This is a genomic window from Parabacteroides sp. CH2-D42-20, from assembly GCF_003670185.1.
Taxonomy (GTDB): Bacteria; Bacteroidota; Bacteroidia; order Bacteroidales; family Tannerellaceae; genus Parabacteroides; species Parabacteroides distasonis.
On sequence record NZ_RAYG01000013.1, the window covers coordinates 152,299 to 170,252 of the forward strand.

Below are 17,954 nucleotides of genomic sequence, written 5' to 3' on the forward strand. Positions count from 1 at the left end.
CCGGGTAAAATAGCGTAAAGCTAATTTTACCCGGTTTTCTTATATCCTTTAAATCTATATGTATATGAAACGTTTTCTCAATTCTGTACTTTGTATGTGTATCGCCGTTTTTTGTACGCATGCCCAAAAAAAGAATGTGACTAGTGTGCTGGAAGTGATGGACATTACGACCGGGCAACGTTCCGTTGTCAAGGAATTCCCTTTTTTAATCGAGGCACCTAACTGGACTCCGGATGGTAACTGGCTTGTATATAATAGTGGAGGAAAATTATATAAGCTCTCTCCGGAATCTCCGGGCGAGCCGCAATTAATCAATAGCGACTATGCGACCCGTTGCAACAACGACCATGTGATCTCCGCGGATGGCAAACAAATAGCGATCAGTAACGGAACAAAAGAAGATGGTAAATCGCGTGTCTATACCCTGCCTTTCGAAGGAGGTGTTCCCCGGTTGATTACCCCACTCGGTCCTAGCTACCTACACGGGTGGAGCCCCGACGGAAAACAACTCGCTTATTGCGCCGAGAGAAACGGTAATTTTGATGTTTACGTCATTCCTGCCCTAGGCGGAGAAGAAAAACGTCTTACGACAGCCGAAGGTTTGGACGATGGCCCCGAATACTCACCTTGCGGACAATATATCTGGTTCAACTCCGTACGTACCGGGCTTATGCAAGTCTGGCGCATGAAAGCGGATGGTTCCGAACAAACCCAGATGACATTCGATGAGACCCGTAATTCTTGGTTTCCCCACATCTCTCCGGATGGAAAACAAATCGTTTTCATCACCTATACAAAAGGAGATCTGGAACCCGGACAGCACCTCGCCAATAAAAACGTAGAGTTACGCCTTATGCCGGCCGAGGGCGGAGAACCTAAGACTTTAGTCAAACTATTCGGCGGCCAAGGTACCATAAACGTAAACTCTTGGGCACCCGATAGCAAACGATTCGCTTTCGTCAGCTACCGGTTAAATTGACTCGTTCCCGTCTCTCCTGTATTCGGAAGGAATAACCCCCGTCTGCTTAATAAACGCACGACGGAACGTACTGATAGAATGGAAGCCCGAACGTTCGGCTATCTCTTGTATACTGGCCAGAGGTTCGGCTTCCAATAGACGTTTACTTTCCTCTACCCTGAAATGGTTTACGTAATCCGAGAAGGAACAACCTAATTCTTTATTAAACAATTGGGATAGATAAGAGCGGCTCATCGGGAAGATCCGCTGTAAATCCGTTAAGCGTAAATCTTCCCGTAGATAGGGCTTTTCACGTTCAAACCACGCCTGTACTTCCTCAACATACCTTTGGCGTATGATGCCTTTCTGTTCCTCACTACCTTGATCATCATCCGTATCCTCCTCCAAATCGGGTAATCCCCATCCGCTCTCGAATGTGTGATCCAAATGGATAACCTTTAGGAACAAGGCCTTATAAAAGAAATAGTACCATAAAACCAATAAAAACGTTTTGTCGATTACATATAGGCTAACCCGATCCGTAAACAACAATACCAAATAAAAAATATACATAGAAGAAAGGATCAGCATGGTCTTTTTCAACCAGTCCAGATCATAATCTTCCGGGTCCGATACATTTTCCCTTAAATACACCTTAAATCCCTCACTATAGCGCAAGATCAGATAAATAGGAACGATCATATACAGAAGCGTGAAAAATAAAATCAAAAGCCTTATAACCACATCCAGATTCAAGGTATCGAATACCTCGCCAAAAGAGTTATAACGATGAATATTTCCACCGGATAGCCGGTAAATCAAAAAAGAAATACCCAATACCCATATCGGACTGGTAAAAATAAAGAAACGGCGAACGGTCATATAGCAAGGTCGTAACACTTCTATCACGTAACAAGCTAATGTAGCTACCACAATACATCCCATAATCAGCACATCCGGATGAAATATCTCTTTTGAATCCTCTAAATACAGGTTAACCGATACTCGTACCGCCGCTAAAAACGCCCATAATAACATACTCCACCCCAAAATCTGTTTTGCCCTATTCTCACGGGCCCGTAGTAGCAGGGTAATACCACCAAAAACACAAAAGCCTAATATCTGTAAGCTTAGTAGAAACTGAATTTTATCCAACATAATAACACTACCTCCTATCTATTAAACAATACGCCCCCCCGAATGTTCTTTTTGACCCCTCAGTTAACAATATGAACGCCTTAGACAATTTGAACGATCTAATTTTATACGATTTCACCGACGTTTTAGACCGTATGCACCTCCCTTTCCCCTTAACCACCCGATATTTGCATCCAGAAGTTTCACACAAAAATAAGTAAAATAATGAGAAATTTAGTACTCTTTACCAGTATGATTTTAAGCTTTTGGGGTTGCTCCAACGACAAAGACTTCGGAGGTCTTGAGAATATCGGCTGGAATGAAAAACCACTCCAAATAACGACTCGTATCCTAACTACAAAATCCACCAATTTTATACAAGAATTTAAAGAAGGCTCTATGCTCGGACTACAAATCACGTCCGGTACAGTCGACGATTTATACAATGGCATATCCACTTATAAAAACGTAAGCGTAAAAGCTTATAGAGTGAATGGAAAAATCCGGTGGCAACAGAGTCCGGAAGTGATCCTTGACTCTAATGAAGCTACGATATACGCATATTATCCATATCAAGAAGATATAAATTTTAACGCCCGTCAGATACCTGTTAAACTGGCCCCGAACGCATTGGAGACCGATGATTATATGTATGGAACCCATGCGATCGGACAAAAAGCGGTCAACAGTACCTCGCCACTTGTATTACTCAGCATGAATCATGCCCTATCGCTTATATCTTTCCAGCTGAACCTAAGCAAAGGCAAGACAGGTGCCTTTATTATAAGTTCCGTTCAAGTAGGAAATAAGCCCGGTGGAACAACTTTAGTCAGCGAAGGAACCCTCGATATCACGACGGGCGATATCATCGGTTCTACCGCCCGTAGCACGTCCGCATCCACGGTATTATCCTTGACGAATCCGGTTACCCTCATCAACGAGAAATATTGTGATCCTATGCGGCTCATGGTAATTCCACCTTCCGGCACGATCGGAACCGGAGACGTGGAGACCTTATTCACGATCAACGGAGAAACCTACAAATTTGACATACCCGCTAACACCCAATGGGAAAAAGGGAAAAAATATTTATATAAGCTAAGCTTTAACGGAAGGTCGTTACAATTGCGAGACGTCTCTATCACAGACTGGTTACCGGGTAACGACGAAGGATTGATTGGCAATATCATGTAAGTTTTTTATGTTTAAGAGAAACAACGGGTCTCGTCCAAATACCCTTTTACATTCAAGGGCTATCATTCCCTCTCAACTTATCGCCAAAAACACTCTTCTATTTGACTATTACAAGGACGAGACCCGTTTAATAATAACTTTATATCTCTTGGATATATTGATTATTATAGTATACAATAAAGCAGGTTACTTTGCGTATTAAGAGGATAAAACAATCGTTACTATATAATATATAAAAATATCATTTTATAACAGGAATAATAATTAATAGTAATAGAATAATAAACTATATTGGCTCAAATGTTTATTGTTTGAAAGGTTCCATTAAAACATTAGACAAAATGAACAAATTATTATTAATTACGATCTTGTTAATCATCTTTACCGGATGTCATGAAAATCAACAGTGGATGTCCAAAGAGAAATCAATCGCACGAAAGTCGGTTCTTGAAATGACTACCCGGTCCTATACGGCAGGTTCTTCAGTATTCACCGAAATTCTGCCCGAAGGATCCGAAATAGGATTATTTATAACCTATGGTAATCAAGACAGTTTATATAAAGGCGCATCTCTTTATAAAAACGTAAAATCAAAGGCTGTAGGCTCATCAAAAGGTTCTTTAAAATGGAAACAAACACCGCAGGTATTCCTCAGATCTAATCGACCAGTCATGATCTACGCTTACTCACCTTATAAAGTACAAATACCGTTAGATCCCACTTCCATACCGATCAAAATATCCCCAATCGCGGCGGAAACCCCCTTTTATAAATATGGGAGGCTCTCGCAAGGTCAAAAAGAGGTTAACCGTAAATCTCCGCTCGCGAAACTCTCCATGAATTATGCGTTATCACTTCTCTCTTTCGAAATATATCAAGATTCGAACATTAACGGGCTATTCAAGCTAACCTCCATACAGATCGGTAACCGTGCGGGAGGTAATACCTTGCAGTATACCGGCACAATGGATATCGTAACCGGAAATATCAAAGGAACTCCCGGGGCACACAAGGCCACTTTACTTACAATAGATCCATCCGTAACTTTACGACACGCGAAAGCGGAGGAGCAAAATATCCGTATAGTCCCTACTTACTCTCCTATCCGGGAAAAAGAAGTTGAGGCGATCTTTACGATCAATGGAAGAACTTACAAATACATCATTCCGGAAGGCACCTGTTGGAATAAAGGATATAAATACTCATACAAATTCTACTTCGATGGTAAGGAGATTAAGTTTCACGACTTAGTTGCCTGCATTTGGATACCTAAGTTGAATAAAAAATAATTCTTTTTTTGCCTATTTTTGTAACAAACAAATCCCTTATCCCGTCTTCTTTGTGAAAGCCCCCACTCTAAGGCGCACGGACGAAGGGCGATCCAAAAACATAGTATTAACGAAAAAGTCAATTACAATGAAAAGATTACTAGCGTTACTGGCCATCCTCCTTATCAGCCAAGTAGGATACGGGCAGCAGAAGATGGATCAATTATTCAATGCTTTCCGGGGTGAAAGCGATGTTACTTCCGTAAATATCGGAAACATAACGATGAAGCTAGCCAGCCTGTTCACCGAGACAATGGGAGTAAACGGTATAGAGATCCTTGAATTTGATAATTGTGCCCAAGAGGTGAAAGACCGACTGTCTACCGCCATACGGAACCTGAGAGATCCTGATTATGAGACGATGGTCACGGCAAATGAAAGGGACAGTCGCACGAAAGTTCTTGTCAAAATAAAAGAGGATATGATCCGTGAACTGGTCATATTCACGACAGGAAGCGACAATGCGTTAATCCGTATCAAAGGAAAGATCAGCCCGTCCGATCTAGACCGGGTAATCAATGAGCACAAAACTGGAAATTATTAAGGGCGATACTGATGGACGTTGATGTTTTTAAACAACGGTTCCTACCCTTTCATCCTAAACTCTATCGGATCGCTTATGCCTTATTAGACAATAAAGCGGATGCGGAAGACATACTTCAAGATGCCTATTGCAAATTATGGAATAAAAGGGATGAGCTGGGAGATATCCAGAATCCGGAAGCATTTTCCATAACATTGGTCAAAAATCTTTGTCTGGATTTCCTGCGCTCGCCCAAAGCAAGCCGAAGAGACAACGAAGAGGCATTGGAGACCGTTCTATTAACGACCGACTCCTCGCCGGAAAAGGAATTGGAAGAAAAAGAGGATATCCGGCGTATACAAGAACTGATAGAACAGCTCCCCGAGAACCAGAGGCAGGTAATCCGCCTGCGTGGTATTGAGGATTGTTCCTATGAGGACATTGAACAGATTACAGGGCTTAGCTCCTCTAATATAAGAACATTACTTTCCCGGGCACGCAAATTGATCCGGGAGAAACTAGAAAAAGCAAGTTGTCATGGATGATAAAAAGATAGATGAACTAATAAACAAGGCACTCCAAGAGGATTTAGCCTTACCGGAGGGACTTTCCGAAAGGCTGGAACGACAAATCGACTTCCTAGCCCAAGAAGAGGTATCTCCCCGAGTATCACGAAGACGTTCCTTCTATTGGATAAGCGGAATCGCCGCCGCTATTCTCGGCGCCCTATTCCTAATCTTCACGGAGACAAATCGTCCGGCTCCCGTTATGGCCGATACCTTTACCGATCCTGAAGAGGCAGCTGTCGTAGCCCAAAATGCCTTGGCGTTCATGTCTAGGAATTTAAACAAAGGTCTCGGGCAGGTCAATGAAGCCGGTCAAGAGATCACAAAAATAAACAAGATCGTAAATAAACATTTAAATGATTAATACAATGAGACTCAAATATCTATATACAATACTGCTTCTCTGTTGCGTGAATATCTGTTTTGCCCAGAACAAGCTTTTCGACAAATATGCGGATATGGATGATGTTACTTCCGTATATATCTCCAAGAAGATGTTTCAGATGATGCCGGTCATGGAAACCGCCGGACTCAACCTTGCCAACCTGAAAGGGAAAATAGAATCCCTGCAAATACTCACCACCCAAAAAGCGGATTTAAGGGAACGAATGCGAGGGGAGTTCAAAGCCTTGATCGGAAAGGACCATGAGGAACTCATGCGAGTAAAAGACGGAAAGACCAAAGCCAATTTCTACGTCAAGCAACAAGGAGAACTGATACAGGAGTTGATCATGATAGCCGACATGGACGACGGGGGCTTCAGCGTCATGCAATTGTTAGGGCGTTTTACGCTCCAAGATGTGCAGGAAATTACCAGTGAGATCAACAAATAATAACAATGCCTATTCTAAGCCTCTTATAATGCCCATTATAAAGAGCTTACGATGGGCATTATAAGAGGCTTAGAATAGGCATTGTAAGAAACATAGTATAATTCATTGTACCACAAGTTATTTCCCTGTAATAATCCGCTTAATCTCACTCAGTTTGTTCAAGGCTTCCAAGGGGGTAAGATTATTCACGTCCAAGTTCTTGATCTCATCCCGTACTTGGCTCAACACCGGATCATCCAACTGGAAGAAACTCAGCTGATACCCCTCGGCGGCAGAGGCGATCGCTTTTACAGGCTTACCCGTAATACCCTCCTGACGATTCTCGGACTCCAACTGCTTCAAGATCTCATTCGAACGCTTCACGATGCTTTTAGGCATACCGGCCATTTTCGCCACGTGGATACCAAAGCTATGCTCGCTTCCTCCCGGTATCAACTTACGCAAGAATATCACCTTATTCCCTACTTCCTTGACCGATACGTTATAGTTCTTGATCCGCTTAAAGGCACGCTCCATCTCGTTCAGCTCGTGGTAATGGGTAGCGAACAGCGTCTTCGCCTTCGCATTCGGGTGCTCATGAATATATTCCACGATCGCCCAAGCGATCGATATGCCATCGTAGGTACTGGTACCCCGCCCTAACTCGTCGAAAAGCACCAAGCTCCGGGAAGTCATATTATTTAATATATCGGAAGCCTCATTCATCTCGACCATAAAAGTAGACTCACCCACCGAGATATTATCCGAGGCGCCTACACGAGTAAATATCTTATCCACGATACCGATATGGGCGCTCTCGGCCGGAACAAAGCAACCGATTTGCGCCATGAGCGTAATCAAGGCTGTCTGACGCAATAAGGCAGACTTACCGGCCATATTCGGACCCGTGATAATGATGATCTGTTGTTTCTCGTCATCCAGATAGACATCATTGGCGATATAAGGTTCTCCCAAGGGCAGTTGTTTCTCGATTACCGGGTGGCGACCTCCCTTTATGTCGATCTTGTCGGAATCACTCACGATCGGACGGATATACTTATTCGCCTCCGCGGCCTTGGCGAAAGATAAAAGGCAATCGATACGCCCGATCAAGTTCGCGTTCATCTGGATAGGCGGAATATACTCCGTCAAGGCCAATACCAGCTCATTGAAAAGGCGGGTCTCCAGAGCAAGGATCTTTTCTTCCGCCCCTAATATCTTCTCCTCGTATTCCTTCAACTCCTCGGTAATATAGCGCTCGGCGTTCACCAAGGTCTGTTTACGGATCCAATTCGCCGGGACTTTATCCTTATGGGTATTACGTACCTCTATATAATAGCCGAAGACGTTGTTGAAAGCGATCTTCAAGCTTGGGATACCCGTCAATTCGATCTCGCGCTGCTGTACCTTCAACAAATAATCCTTGCCGGAATAAGCGATGGCACGCAAGTCATCCAATTCCTCGTTGACACCCTTCGCTATAATTCCTCCCTTATTGACCAAAGAAGGGGGATCGTTATTAATCTCTTTCTCAATCCGGTCGCGGATCAAGGCGCAAGCGTTTAATTGCTCCCCGATCCGGCATAAGCTGGGTTCCCCGCTCGCCATACATGCCTCCTTGATCGGCTCGATCGCACGAAGCGCGACCTTTAGCTGAACCACCTCACGAGGAGATACACGGCCGACAGCCACCTTGGAGATAATACGTTCCAAATCGCCGATCTGCTCCAACTGCGTATCCAGCAACTCCTTTGTCTCCGGTTCACGGAAGAAATAATCCACGACCTCTTGGCGTTCTTGGATCGGTTTTACATCCTTTAGCGGGAATAGTATCCACCGGCGAAGCATACGAGAGCCCATCGGCGAGATCGTCTTATCGATCACGTCCAACAAGCTTGTTCCCTCATCGTTCATCGTACCCACCAGTTCCAAGCTGCGTACCGTAAACTTATCCAAGCGGACGTATCGATCCTCCTCGATACGGGATAAAGCGGTGATATGGGAAATATGCGTATGCTGGGTCTGGTCCAGATAATACAGAATCGCCCCGGAAGCGATAATACCTAATTTCAAGTGTTGTACGCCAAAACCCTTCAAGTTCTTCGTCTCGAAATGCTTCAACAGGCGATCCTCGGCGGCCGAGGTCGTAAAGATCCAGTCATCCAGCTCAAAGATAAAGAAACGAGGACCGAAAGCCTCCTCGAAACGCTTCTTGTTTCCCCGTTCGATCAACACTTCCTTCGGGGAAAAATTATTGAGTAATTTGTCGATATAATCGATGGAACCCTCCGCTGTCATGAACTCGCCGGTAGAGATATCCAAGAAAGAGATACCACATACCTCCTTGGCGAAATGGATAGAGGCCAAGAAATTATTCTCTTTATGATTCAGTATATTATCATTGATGGAAACACCGGGAGTCACCAATTCCGTAATTCCCCGCTTCACCAATTTCTTAGTCAATTTAGGGTCTTCCAGCTGATCACAAATAGCCACACGCTTTCCGGCCCGCACCAACTTCGGCAGATAAGAATCCAAGGCATGATGTGGAAATCCCGCCATCTCGACATGCTGCGCCACGCCATTCGCACGTTTGGTCTGTACGATACCCAGTATTTCCGCGCCAATCACAGCGTCCTCGCCATACATCTCATAAAAGTCTCCAACCCGGAATAAAAGGATAGCGTCCGGATGTTTCGCTTTTATATCGAAATACTGCTTCATCAAAGGGGTTTCCACAACTTTTGCCACGATAGTAATCTTTTAAATGCGTTTACGAATTAATCCGCACAAAGGTACTATTTTTTTTCTATCCGTTTACTTTCTTATAATCCGCTAGAAAAGTAGCCAGCCCACTATCCGTTAACGGGTGTTTCAATAAGCCTTTAATGGCGGACAAAGGACAAGTAGCCACATCCGCCCCGGCCTCCACGCATTGGATGATATGCTGGGTGCTACGGATAGAAGCCGCTAAAACTTGGGTATCATAATCATAATAATCATACATTTCCACGATCTTACGTACCAGCTCTATCCCGTCGCTGGCAATATCATCCAAACGCCCAACAAAGGGCGATACATACGTAGCCCCGGCCTTAGCCGCCAATAACGCCTGACCGACAGAGAAAACCAGCGTACAATTCGTACGGATGCCTTTTCTGGTGAAATATTTTATCGCTTTAATCCCCGCTTCGATACAAGGTACTTTAACGACTATATTGGGATGTAAAGCGGCCAACTCCTCCCCTTCTTTTATCATGCCCTCTAAGTCGGTAGCGATTACCTCGGCGCTTACATCCCCGCCCACGATCTCGCAAATTTCCAAATAGTGTTTCCGTTGATTTTCCACCCCCCGGATTCCCTCTTTCGCCATTAAGGACGGATTAGTCGTTACGCCATCCAATACTCCCAATTCATTCGCTTCCCGGATCTGGTCCAGATTCGCCGTGTCAATAAAAAACTTCATAGCTTTAAACTTTAATGTTACGTATTTGTATAACCCTTCTGATTCGCTATTAGTTCTAAATCAACCGTCTCAATCCCCTACTAATTCCATATACAAGTCGTTAAGCCGTTTGTGGAGATATAAAACAGCGTATTTTTCCGGGATAGGTATGCTTCTTGATACGATCTATGATCTTAGGGAGACGATCGAGAAGAAGATATATTTTATTTTACAGACAAAGTATATTTCCTATCGATCCATTCGGCCAATGAAATACCGCCCAATTCTTCGATAGTCTCTTTCCTTTTATAAGGTTTTAGTTGATGAATACGTTTCCAAATATCATTAAGCCAGACCTCATATCGGTTAGGCAACATAAGTTCTGGACGGAATTCCGATATATCTAAGTCTAAATCATCACTATTAAGAAGATAGTTCTTTATTAAAGTCGCAGATTCTAACAACTCACCAACCACATGCGGTAGAGGAAAAGGCAGAAGTTCATCATTCAGTTTCAATTGTTGGCCCCCCGCGGAAAAAGTGTCCCGCATATGAAAATTAACAACAGACCGGCGCGTACATAACCATAAGGCAGCATTCTCATAATTCCCACTCACCACTTCCGGGAATAAAATAAATATCTCCGCTTTTAGTCTCTTATTCCTTTCCGGATCCGCATATTCTCCATTATCCACCCACAGGCTTATATTCATATCCGTATGCTCCTCCAAACTTTCCTCAGCGGAAGTGCCCAACCACCAAGGCATAGCTTTCTTTTTGGCTTTAATGGCTTTTTCCCTATAATATTTTCGAACGATCTCTATAGAATCCGGAGCATTCCTTAATTGATCATAAGCAACTCCCATCTTACTAAAAATAGTCTGCTCTTTCGTTAATTCCATATTAATCAAATAACGGGGAGAATGGGTAACAGCTATATCGGAGAGACAATCCTCATAAGGACGGCACTTAAACTCCGCCGTCTTACCTCCCAGTTTGCCGAAGAGCATATAGATATTTTCTACATTCTTATCACGTGTAGACTCCACGATGCTACTTCCCGTAGATGTCCAATGGTTCTCTTTTGTAGATTTTACCTCAACCCCATAATATTTCTCCGCAATAATATCCGGAAAATATTGGGCGGAAACCAAGCGTATCTCCTCCGCACGGAAAGGAGTTCTACCGCAAAGTTCTTTCATCACGTTCACTACTACATTTTCCAATTCCTTACTCTTACAATCGCAATACGTACCCGGAATAGCAGCTGCTTTTTCATTCAAGTATGATTCCAGCATAAACATAAAATCCGCAAAAGCCTCATCCGCTTTTTGAAGATTTCTATTACGCACAGTAATAATATTCTCCTCTTCCATATTATCTCTTTTTAAAATACAACGGCCATAAAGTCTGTATGCGATTCGCTATATGATACGCTAATACTGGAGGAACCGCATTACCGATCACTTTATAAGCGCCTGAGGCACTTAACTCAAAACGTGTACTGTTCTTTTTATGGGAGACAAACGTATAATCCGGCGGAAACGTCTGTATCAAAGCACATTCTCGAGGAGTTAAGCGACGTTCTTGTAAACCGGCGTCTAATTCTTCCGTAATAACGCCCCCATGCTCCCGGGATAAACGACGGTATTCTATATTTCCATGATGCTCGGAACGAATCGTCGGGCCAATATGATCCAGCGCGATCTCCTTTTGACCTTGACAATGAGCTCCCATATATTTCGCCTGTGAATAATACCGCTGGGATGGATCTTCTGTCCTATCCGGTTCCTCCAATCCTACAAATACATCCCGACAAACCACCGGTGGCAATAGTTTCTTATCTTCCACGGTGCAAGCATGTGTCGGACTCGGATAAGGATCGTAAGCTTTGGGTATCTTCTCCTCTTGAAGCGCTCTTAAAGCCTTAACCTTTAACGCGGACTTACGTATCCCGATAAAAATCACACGCTCTCTAGACTCCGGAACCCCATAATTGCCCGCATGTAAAACTTGAGGATCTAAAACAATATATCCATCCCCAGCCGCATGGGCGAAGTCTCTCTGAATAATACTTTTCACGTCTCCCAGATTCACCAGTCCCTTCACGTTCTCCGCGATAAATATCTTGGGTCTCGTAATATCGATCACCTGCTTCATCCAATAGTAAAGTTTACCCCTCGTCTCTTCCGAGGCCTCATCGTCCTCACGCAATTTCCCGGTATGATCCTTATTCGACTCAAATCCCAAACGTTTACCAGAGACACTGAAATCCTGGCAAGGAAAACCTCCCGTGACGACATCTATATTTTTAGGGAAAACTTTTTTCCCCGCTCGATGCTCTTTCACCAAGTCTACGATACTCTTTGTATTATAAACGTTTTTATCATATCCGAATCGATCCATATATTGAAGCCAAGCGGTTTGTGCCTCTTTCAATATATCATTCGCAAAGACCGTTCGAAAACGATTCTTCTGTAAACGAACCCAGTGTTCATCGATAACCTCTTGAACCCAGGTACTTTGAGGAGATATAGACTTACGATGACATATAAAATCCCCCTCGAATCCTAAATCCATGCCCCCACATCCAGAGAACAGGGACAAGACCCGTAGTTCATTTGATGTATCAACCTCCTTTTCACTCATTTTCATATTCGATCCTTACTATAAGATATGCTTAAAGAACCACAAATTTACGAAGAATTTCAATTTTTTTGTTTTCATAGTCAATTGATTTTGATCCGGCATCCACTATTGGATAGTTTGTCAAAGATAGTTCTTAATCACGAGAGAGACAATATCGCAAACAAAAAATGCCTCAATAATTCTTGAGAATCTATATACATTATATAAGCAAAAGCCATGCATAGAATTATTTCTCTATACATGACTCTTTTCACGTACTCTTTTCTTATAGGCAGTTATTCATCTTTGTTTTGGTTCCAAATAAAACATTATGTGTTTCTATATTTTATTATTCTATCATTTCAAAACAAAAGGAACATATACAGAGAGCATCAAATCCGAAAGATGTCCACGACGGCCATTAGCCGGTCCGTTATTGAAATGCTTCAAGGTATTGAAACAGCCATACTGATAAGAAAGGCCGAACTCACAATGCTTGCTTAAACGATATCCCACCTTCGCCATCACGGACAGATCAAACACGGCTTGTGGCTGTACATAAAGTGTAGGAGCGATACCGACACCTAAATAGAATTTCTTGGTAAAACGCCAATTCCAACTAGCGGCTACGGAGATAGGCATCACAAATTCATCGATCGTCTCAGTACCTCCCTTGAATATATGTGAACCACCTTCCATACCTTCGTAAGAAAGATAACGAGAAGACTTGACAGTTTCCATCTTTTGAAATCCCATCGTAACATCCAAGTCATAGAAGAATTTCTGTTCCGGAAGGAATCGGAAGCGATAACCGATCATACTATTCAATTTATAATCGTTCCGATAATCCAAATTCGATTTATCACCCCAAGTAGTCTCCTTCCAACCGTCCTGCAAAGGAAATCCAACACCGGCACCTACTAATAAGCCATGCTCTACTTGGGCAAATGACGGAATACAAATAGAAATAAGAAATAAAGTAGCTATTAGCCATTTCACATTTTTCATACTCTCTCTTTTTATAACTTACATATTTTATCTTTAAGACAGGAAAAAACAAAATACCCTTATCCATTGAAAGATAAAAAGAGTAAAACAAAGTGAATTAATCATTTCTTTGACAGAAATATGACTCGCCGATAAACAGAGAACATTAACAAAAGTTTCCCTACTTATCAGCGAAAATATCATATATTATCTCATAGGTTCCAGATAATAATGAACAGTCCGGATACCAGTATAAGTATACCCCATATCAAAACTAATATAAAGTCTCCTATCTATATGCTCAGGATAAATCCTTAATGGAGTTACAGTATATTCGTATTGGTTAGCAGGAACAGTCAATGACAACTCCGCATCCACATCATAATGATATCCCGGTCGTACATGAGTAGAATCCTTCGATTCCGGTACTTTGATCGGTATATATCGATCAAAAGAATATGTTTTATTTATTAACTGGGGATTACTCTCTCTCACAATCTTAACCGGCAGTAATGTATCTGTTGGAGATATCTTAATAACCGGGATCGTGTCTGAGAATTCATCCTCAAAAATAAAACCCAATGTTCCGAGTTTTTCATTCTCACTTAACTCTTTACCGTCTTTATCGCATGCGACAAGGAGACATAAGCTTAAAAAGAATATTAGCAATCTCATACTTCTCTACTTAAGTTTATTCTAAACTAGAATCTGTCCCATTATATAAATGATGGAGAGGGCAAAGTTGTTTAGCACTAGGATTACCTTTCTTATTAGCTTCGTCCTCACCACTATAATTACCTTGATAATAGTTATATCCTAAAGCTTCTGGAGCCGTACCGTATGTCCATACTTTAAAATGCATACACACTACAGTCTCAGGAGTTCCTGTGTAGTTTGGAACTCCAATACCTACATTCATCCTAAATTCACCACTTTTTCCCTCACCAAGTTCTTCTGCCTCAGGATGAGTGATCGTTATATCTCCTGTTTTAACTATTCCATTCGTATAACTTAATGGTATATTTTTAAATCTACAAACAACATCTTTTATTCCATATCCTGTAGAATAATGCTTCCAACCTGTAGGTCTTTTCTTTTTCCCATCTACATTCACATAAAATTCATATTGTACCATAAAATTTCCAACATTATCTTTATTCACAACATTTCTAAATATTTTAGGAGCACCGTAAACTCTTTTGGTACCATCTTCTTTTGTATATGCAACAGTAACAAAATTTATTTCTGTTGTATTTGGTGTAGCTTTTGTCAATGGGGTACCATATACAACATATTCTTGCTTTATTGAACGTCCACGTTGGTTCACTGATTTATTATTAACATAAACATACCTTCCATCAACTACATTTTCAGTATCGTTAAAGTAGAAAATACCATCTTTATTAACGATACTTCTATAAGAAGTTGCTTGAATAACGGGTTGAACAAAATCCTCTTCTGATAGATAAACATAGTTTGAATACTCTTTCAAAAGAGAAGAAACCTTATCTACATCATTTTCATTTTGTGCAGATTCTATTTCATCAATAATTCGATTAACATAGGTTCTATAAGAAAGAAAATTATTTTGATTTTCCCAGTTCTCAAATTCTACATCTGACAATTTGCATAAAGAATCTGTTAATGCATAATAATCATCAGTACTTGAGAAATGTAATATACCATCCACTACAGAGCAACGACTTTTTACCTGTTCTATTGCTTTAGTTTTTACATTACTCATCGCAGTTTCTTCTACGATATCATTTCCATTACAAGAGCTTAACAAAGCGACAGTTAAACCCAATACCATTGTTGAAAATTTCTTTTTCATCTTTTACAAATTAAAAATCAATTATAAATTAAAAAAACCTTCTGCATAATTTTCTGAATCTGATATATAAAGTCCATAAGATCCAGAAGTACATTCATCTAATGAGATAATACCCGAAGAAACATTTTGTGTATTTATCATTTCCTCATAAACAATATTTCCATTAGTGTCTGTAACAGATACTCGTACCTCTCCTATATATTCTAAGAACTCCAAGGATAGAACTTTTGAGGTTTCATCGATATCAGCTATTATAGGTACATCTAAATTAATAGATCGCTGTTTTTTATGCAAACTTCCGTGCCCACGTATAGATATACGCTGCGCTAATAATGAAGTTGTACAAGTAGAGATACTAAATAGAGCTAGTAACAGCCATTTTAAATTTTTCATATACACTCTCTTTTTTCGTTATTGTTTACGACTGCAAAAGTAGAGAGTCTACATGACATAGAAAGTACAAAACCTTCAAGAACGTATGGACAAGCAAAAATATATAATTATTTAATAATCAAACAAGTAAACCAATACATATATGGACAAAACTCTAAAATTGTATCTAAACAGAGTCTATAACAGACTAAACAGGTTTAATATGGATAAGCGACTCATAAAAATCTTGCTTGCCTTCCCAATGTAACTTTTTCCGTACCCGCAAGCGTGTTTTGTCTACGGAAGTTGGTATTATATTTAAAAGGGTAGACATGGCTTTCGTATCTAATTTGAATAAGGTAAGAAAACAAAGGTGCATTTCCGAAAAAGATAGGTCTGCGTCTCTCAATGCCTTTACAATATCAGGATATACCTCTACCATCAACACTTCTATATCAATCCACATCTTCTCATCGATTACTGCTTGTGAGGCTTTCGACCAAACCGTTTGAGACATCCTCTTTATTTTTTGAGTTAAACTAGAATTTTGAATCTTTATTTCTCTTAAATTGATTAATCTATATCTCAAATCCTCTACTTCTTTTTTTGTACTTTCATAAGATACTAATTCTTCTTTCGCAAGATGTAATGAGTTTTCTTGTAACTTTATTTTTTTTTCTTTTCCACATAACTTTACAGATAGCTGATATATATTTTGATTCAAATCATTTATTTCCTCTTGTTGTTTCAATAATGATCTATTTTTTCTTCTCAATGTCATCAAATAGATAATAACGAGTAAAGCACAGATAAATAATAAAACCAATATAAATATATAATTCTTTTGATTTTTTAAAAGTAATCCTATATTTTCATTATGTAATTTCAAATGTTCATATTTTTGTTCTGTATCATATATATCTATAGATTTACTTACGTTTATAAGAGAATCCTCTATTTCCACATATTTTTCAAAAAAATCCAAAGCGTTTTTTAAGTCATCTTGTTTCTTCTTTATTACATAATTATAATAAGCTATAGTAATCGGAACTAACTCATTATCAGCAGGCACATCACTAGCCTTTCTCAAATACTGCTCAGCCTTCTCCAAGTTACCACGTTTTTTCTCGATATCAACCAATGATAAATAATCTGAAGCTACTTCTTCTGGATCTAATTCTATACATCGTAAAATATAATATTCCGCTAAACCATAATCTCCCAAATCATTATATATATTACCCAAGCCATTATATACATAAGTTTTAACATTTTCGACATTTAACGAATCCATAATCACTTCTGCTTGCTTCAATGAAGCTAAAGCCAAATAATTAGAATCAACACTCATATAGCTTCTTCCCTCATTCACGAACGCACGTACATAGCTCGTAGCATTATTAGCTAAATAGAAATACTTTCCGCTTTCTTTATACTTCTCGGCGGCTAGTATATAACGAAGATCTACCTCATACAAATCTCCCATATAACTACAAATATACCCGGCACGATTATAGTTCTTAATCGCCAACGCTACTTTCAGCGCATCGGAGTAAGCCCTCATTGCCTTCTCGTACTCCTTATCCTCCACATACGAACGCCCCAAATAAAGGCCGATCTCAGCCTCCTCTTTCCGCATCTTTTTCTTTTGATAATATTTCAAGGCGATCTCAAGCTGGTTCGTATAAGGCATCTCGTCCTCTATTTTATCGGCGGCACGTGCGTATAACATACACCAACGGGCTACCAGACGGGGACTCATCTCTTCCGGGAGCGGAATGGAATCCAATGTAGTGATTACGCTATCCGGATAGGCATCAAACAAACGTTCCGCCTGATTGATCAAACGGATTTCCTCAGATTCATTTTGGCATCCTACCACAAGGAAAGTCAAGGAAGTTAATAGTATATATATAAATGACTTCATCCTTTATTATAGATAAGCAAAATTAAATATTTTTAATTCATAAACAAACGATAGAACAACAAAATAACAAATACAAGAAGAAAAAAAACACAATAAGTCCATGCAAAGGTATCAAGTTATATATACATGAATATCAGTGATATAAAAACATCATCATGTTTTCCGGAAAACACGTACATGTTTTTCCAAAAAGTCGTACGTGTTTTTCATAAATCACGTACGTGTTTTTCCCGGAAATCTTAT

General features: G+C 40.5%; 17 protein-coding genes. 7 read left to right on the forward strand and 10 right to left on the reverse strand.

Translation table 11 applies throughout. The features are described from left to right. The first annotated feature begins 64 nt into the window (after positions 1-64). A complete protein-coding gene (locus tag D7V92_RS10325; RefSeq protein ID WP_044546540.1) occupies positions 65-979 on the forward strand; it encodes a TolB family protein in 915 nt (304 codons plus the stop codon). Here D7V92_RS10325 and D7V92_RS10330 read toward each other — a convergent pair. Then, complete coding sequence (locus D7V92_RS10330) at positions 971-2,116, reverse strand: AraC family transcriptional regulator (RefSeq protein WP_005860425.1); 1,146 nt, start codon at positions 2,114-2,116, stop codon at positions 971-973. The two genes, D7V92_RS10325 and D7V92_RS10330, sit on opposite strands and share 9 nt — an antisense overlap. A gap of 204 nt (positions 2,117-2,320) precedes the next feature. On the opposite strand from D7V92_RS10330, the gene D7V92_RS10335 reads away from it, so the two are divergent. The 6 genes from D7V92_RS10335 (at position 2,321) to D7V92_RS10360 (ending at position 6,539) form a co-directional block, all read left to right on the forward strand. Then, on the forward strand, positions 2,321-3,289 hold the full coding sequence (locus D7V92_RS10335) for a fimbrillin family protein (RefSeq protein ID WP_005860423.1): 969 nt from the start codon (positions 2,321-2,323) through the stop codon (positions 3,287-3,289). A gap of 341 nt (positions 3,290-3,630) precedes the next feature. Next, on the forward strand, positions 3,631-4,578 hold the full coding sequence (locus D7V92_RS10340) for a fimbrillin family protein (protein ID WP_036612057.1): 948 nt from the start codon (positions 3,631-3,633) through the stop codon (positions 4,576-4,578). A gap of 127 nt (positions 4,579-4,705) precedes the next feature. Further along, positions 4,706-5,161, forward strand: a complete 456-nt coding sequence (locus D7V92_RS10345; protein ID WP_121772820.1) for a DUF4252 domain-containing protein — start codon at positions 4,706-4,708, stop codon at positions 5,159-5,161. Between the two features lie 11 nt (positions 5,162-5,172). Then, positions 5,173-5,685, forward strand: a complete 513-nt coding sequence (locus D7V92_RS10350; protein WP_005860415.1) for an RNA polymerase sigma factor — start codon at positions 5,173-5,175, stop codon at positions 5,683-5,685. Beyond that, on the forward strand, positions 5,678-6,070 hold the full coding sequence (locus D7V92_RS10355) for a hypothetical protein (RefSeq protein ID WP_121772821.1): 393 nt from the start codon (positions 5,678-5,680) through the stop codon (positions 6,068-6,070). Before D7V92_RS10350 ends, D7V92_RS10355 begins: the two co-directional genes overlap by 8 nt. Continuing rightward, a complete protein-coding gene (locus tag D7V92_RS10360; RefSeq protein ID WP_008773209.1) occupies positions 6,063-6,539 on the forward strand; it encodes a DUF4252 domain-containing protein in 477 nt (158 codons plus the stop codon). Before D7V92_RS10355 ends, D7V92_RS10360 begins: the two co-directional genes overlap by 8 nt. 117 nt (positions 6,540-6,656) lie before the next feature. Here the strand turns inward: D7V92_RS10360 and mutS are convergent, their stop codons facing one another. The 9 genes from mutS to D7V92_RS10405 all read right to left on the reverse strand — a co-directional run bounded on the left by mutS (position 6,657) and on the right by D7V92_RS10405 (position 17,711). Continuing rightward, on the reverse strand, positions 6,657-9,242 hold the full coding sequence (gene mutS, locus D7V92_RS10365; RefSeq protein WP_370036246.1) for a DNA mismatch repair protein MutS: 2,586 nt from the start codon (positions 9,240-9,242) through the stop codon (positions 6,657-6,659). An 85-nt stretch (positions 9,243-9,327) separates the two neighbouring features. Further along, positions 9,328-9,984, reverse strand: a complete 657-nt coding sequence (gene fsa, locus D7V92_RS10370) for a fructose-6-phosphate aldolase (protein WP_005860406.1) — start codon at positions 9,982-9,984, stop codon at positions 9,328-9,330. A 203-nt stretch (positions 9,985-10,187) separates the two neighbouring features. Beyond that, positions 10,188-11,339, reverse strand: a complete 1,152-nt coding sequence (locus D7V92_RS10375) for a hypothetical protein (RefSeq protein ID WP_057329512.1) — start codon at positions 11,337-11,339, stop codon at positions 10,188-10,190. 1 nt (position 11,340) lies between these two features. Further along, positions 11,341-12,612: a DNA cytosine methyltransferase gene (locus D7V92_RS10380; protein WP_370036248.1), complete on the reverse strand. Its 1,272-nt coding sequence runs from the start codon at positions 12,610-12,612 to the stop codon at positions 11,341-11,343. A 336-nt stretch (positions 12,613-12,948) separates the two neighbouring features. Then, positions 12,949-13,599 carry an outer membrane beta-barrel protein gene (locus D7V92_RS10385; protein WP_121772824.1) on the reverse strand — a complete coding sequence of 217 codons (651 nt, stop codon included), beginning with the start codon at positions 13,597-13,599 and terminating at the stop codon, positions 12,949-12,951. Between the two features lie 186 nt (positions 13,600-13,785). Next, positions 13,786-14,253 carry a hypothetical protein gene (locus D7V92_RS10390; protein ID WP_121772825.1) on the reverse strand — a complete coding sequence of 156 codons (468 nt, stop codon included), beginning with the start codon at positions 14,251-14,253 and terminating at the stop codon, positions 13,786-13,788. 16 nt (positions 14,254-14,269) lie between these two features. Then, the gene (locus tag D7V92_RS10395) at positions 14,270-15,412 is read right to left on the reverse strand and encodes a hypothetical protein (protein WP_147331046.1); all 1,143 of its coding nucleotides are present in this window, start codon (positions 15,410-15,412) and stop codon (positions 14,270-14,272) included. Positions 15,413-15,433: 21 nt separating this feature from the next. Beyond that, the gene (locus D7V92_RS10400) at positions 15,434-15,805 is read right to left on the reverse strand and encodes a DUF3244 domain-containing protein (protein ID WP_008773203.1); all 372 of its coding nucleotides are present in this window, start codon (positions 15,803-15,805) and stop codon (positions 15,434-15,436) included. A gap of 187 nt (positions 15,806-15,992) precedes the next feature. Then, positions 15,993-17,711, reverse strand: a complete 1,719-nt coding sequence (locus tag D7V92_RS10405) for a lipopolysaccharide assembly protein LapB (protein WP_121772827.1) — start codon at positions 17,709-17,711, stop codon at positions 15,993-15,995. Between the last annotated feature and the right edge of the window lie 243 nt (positions 17,712-17,954).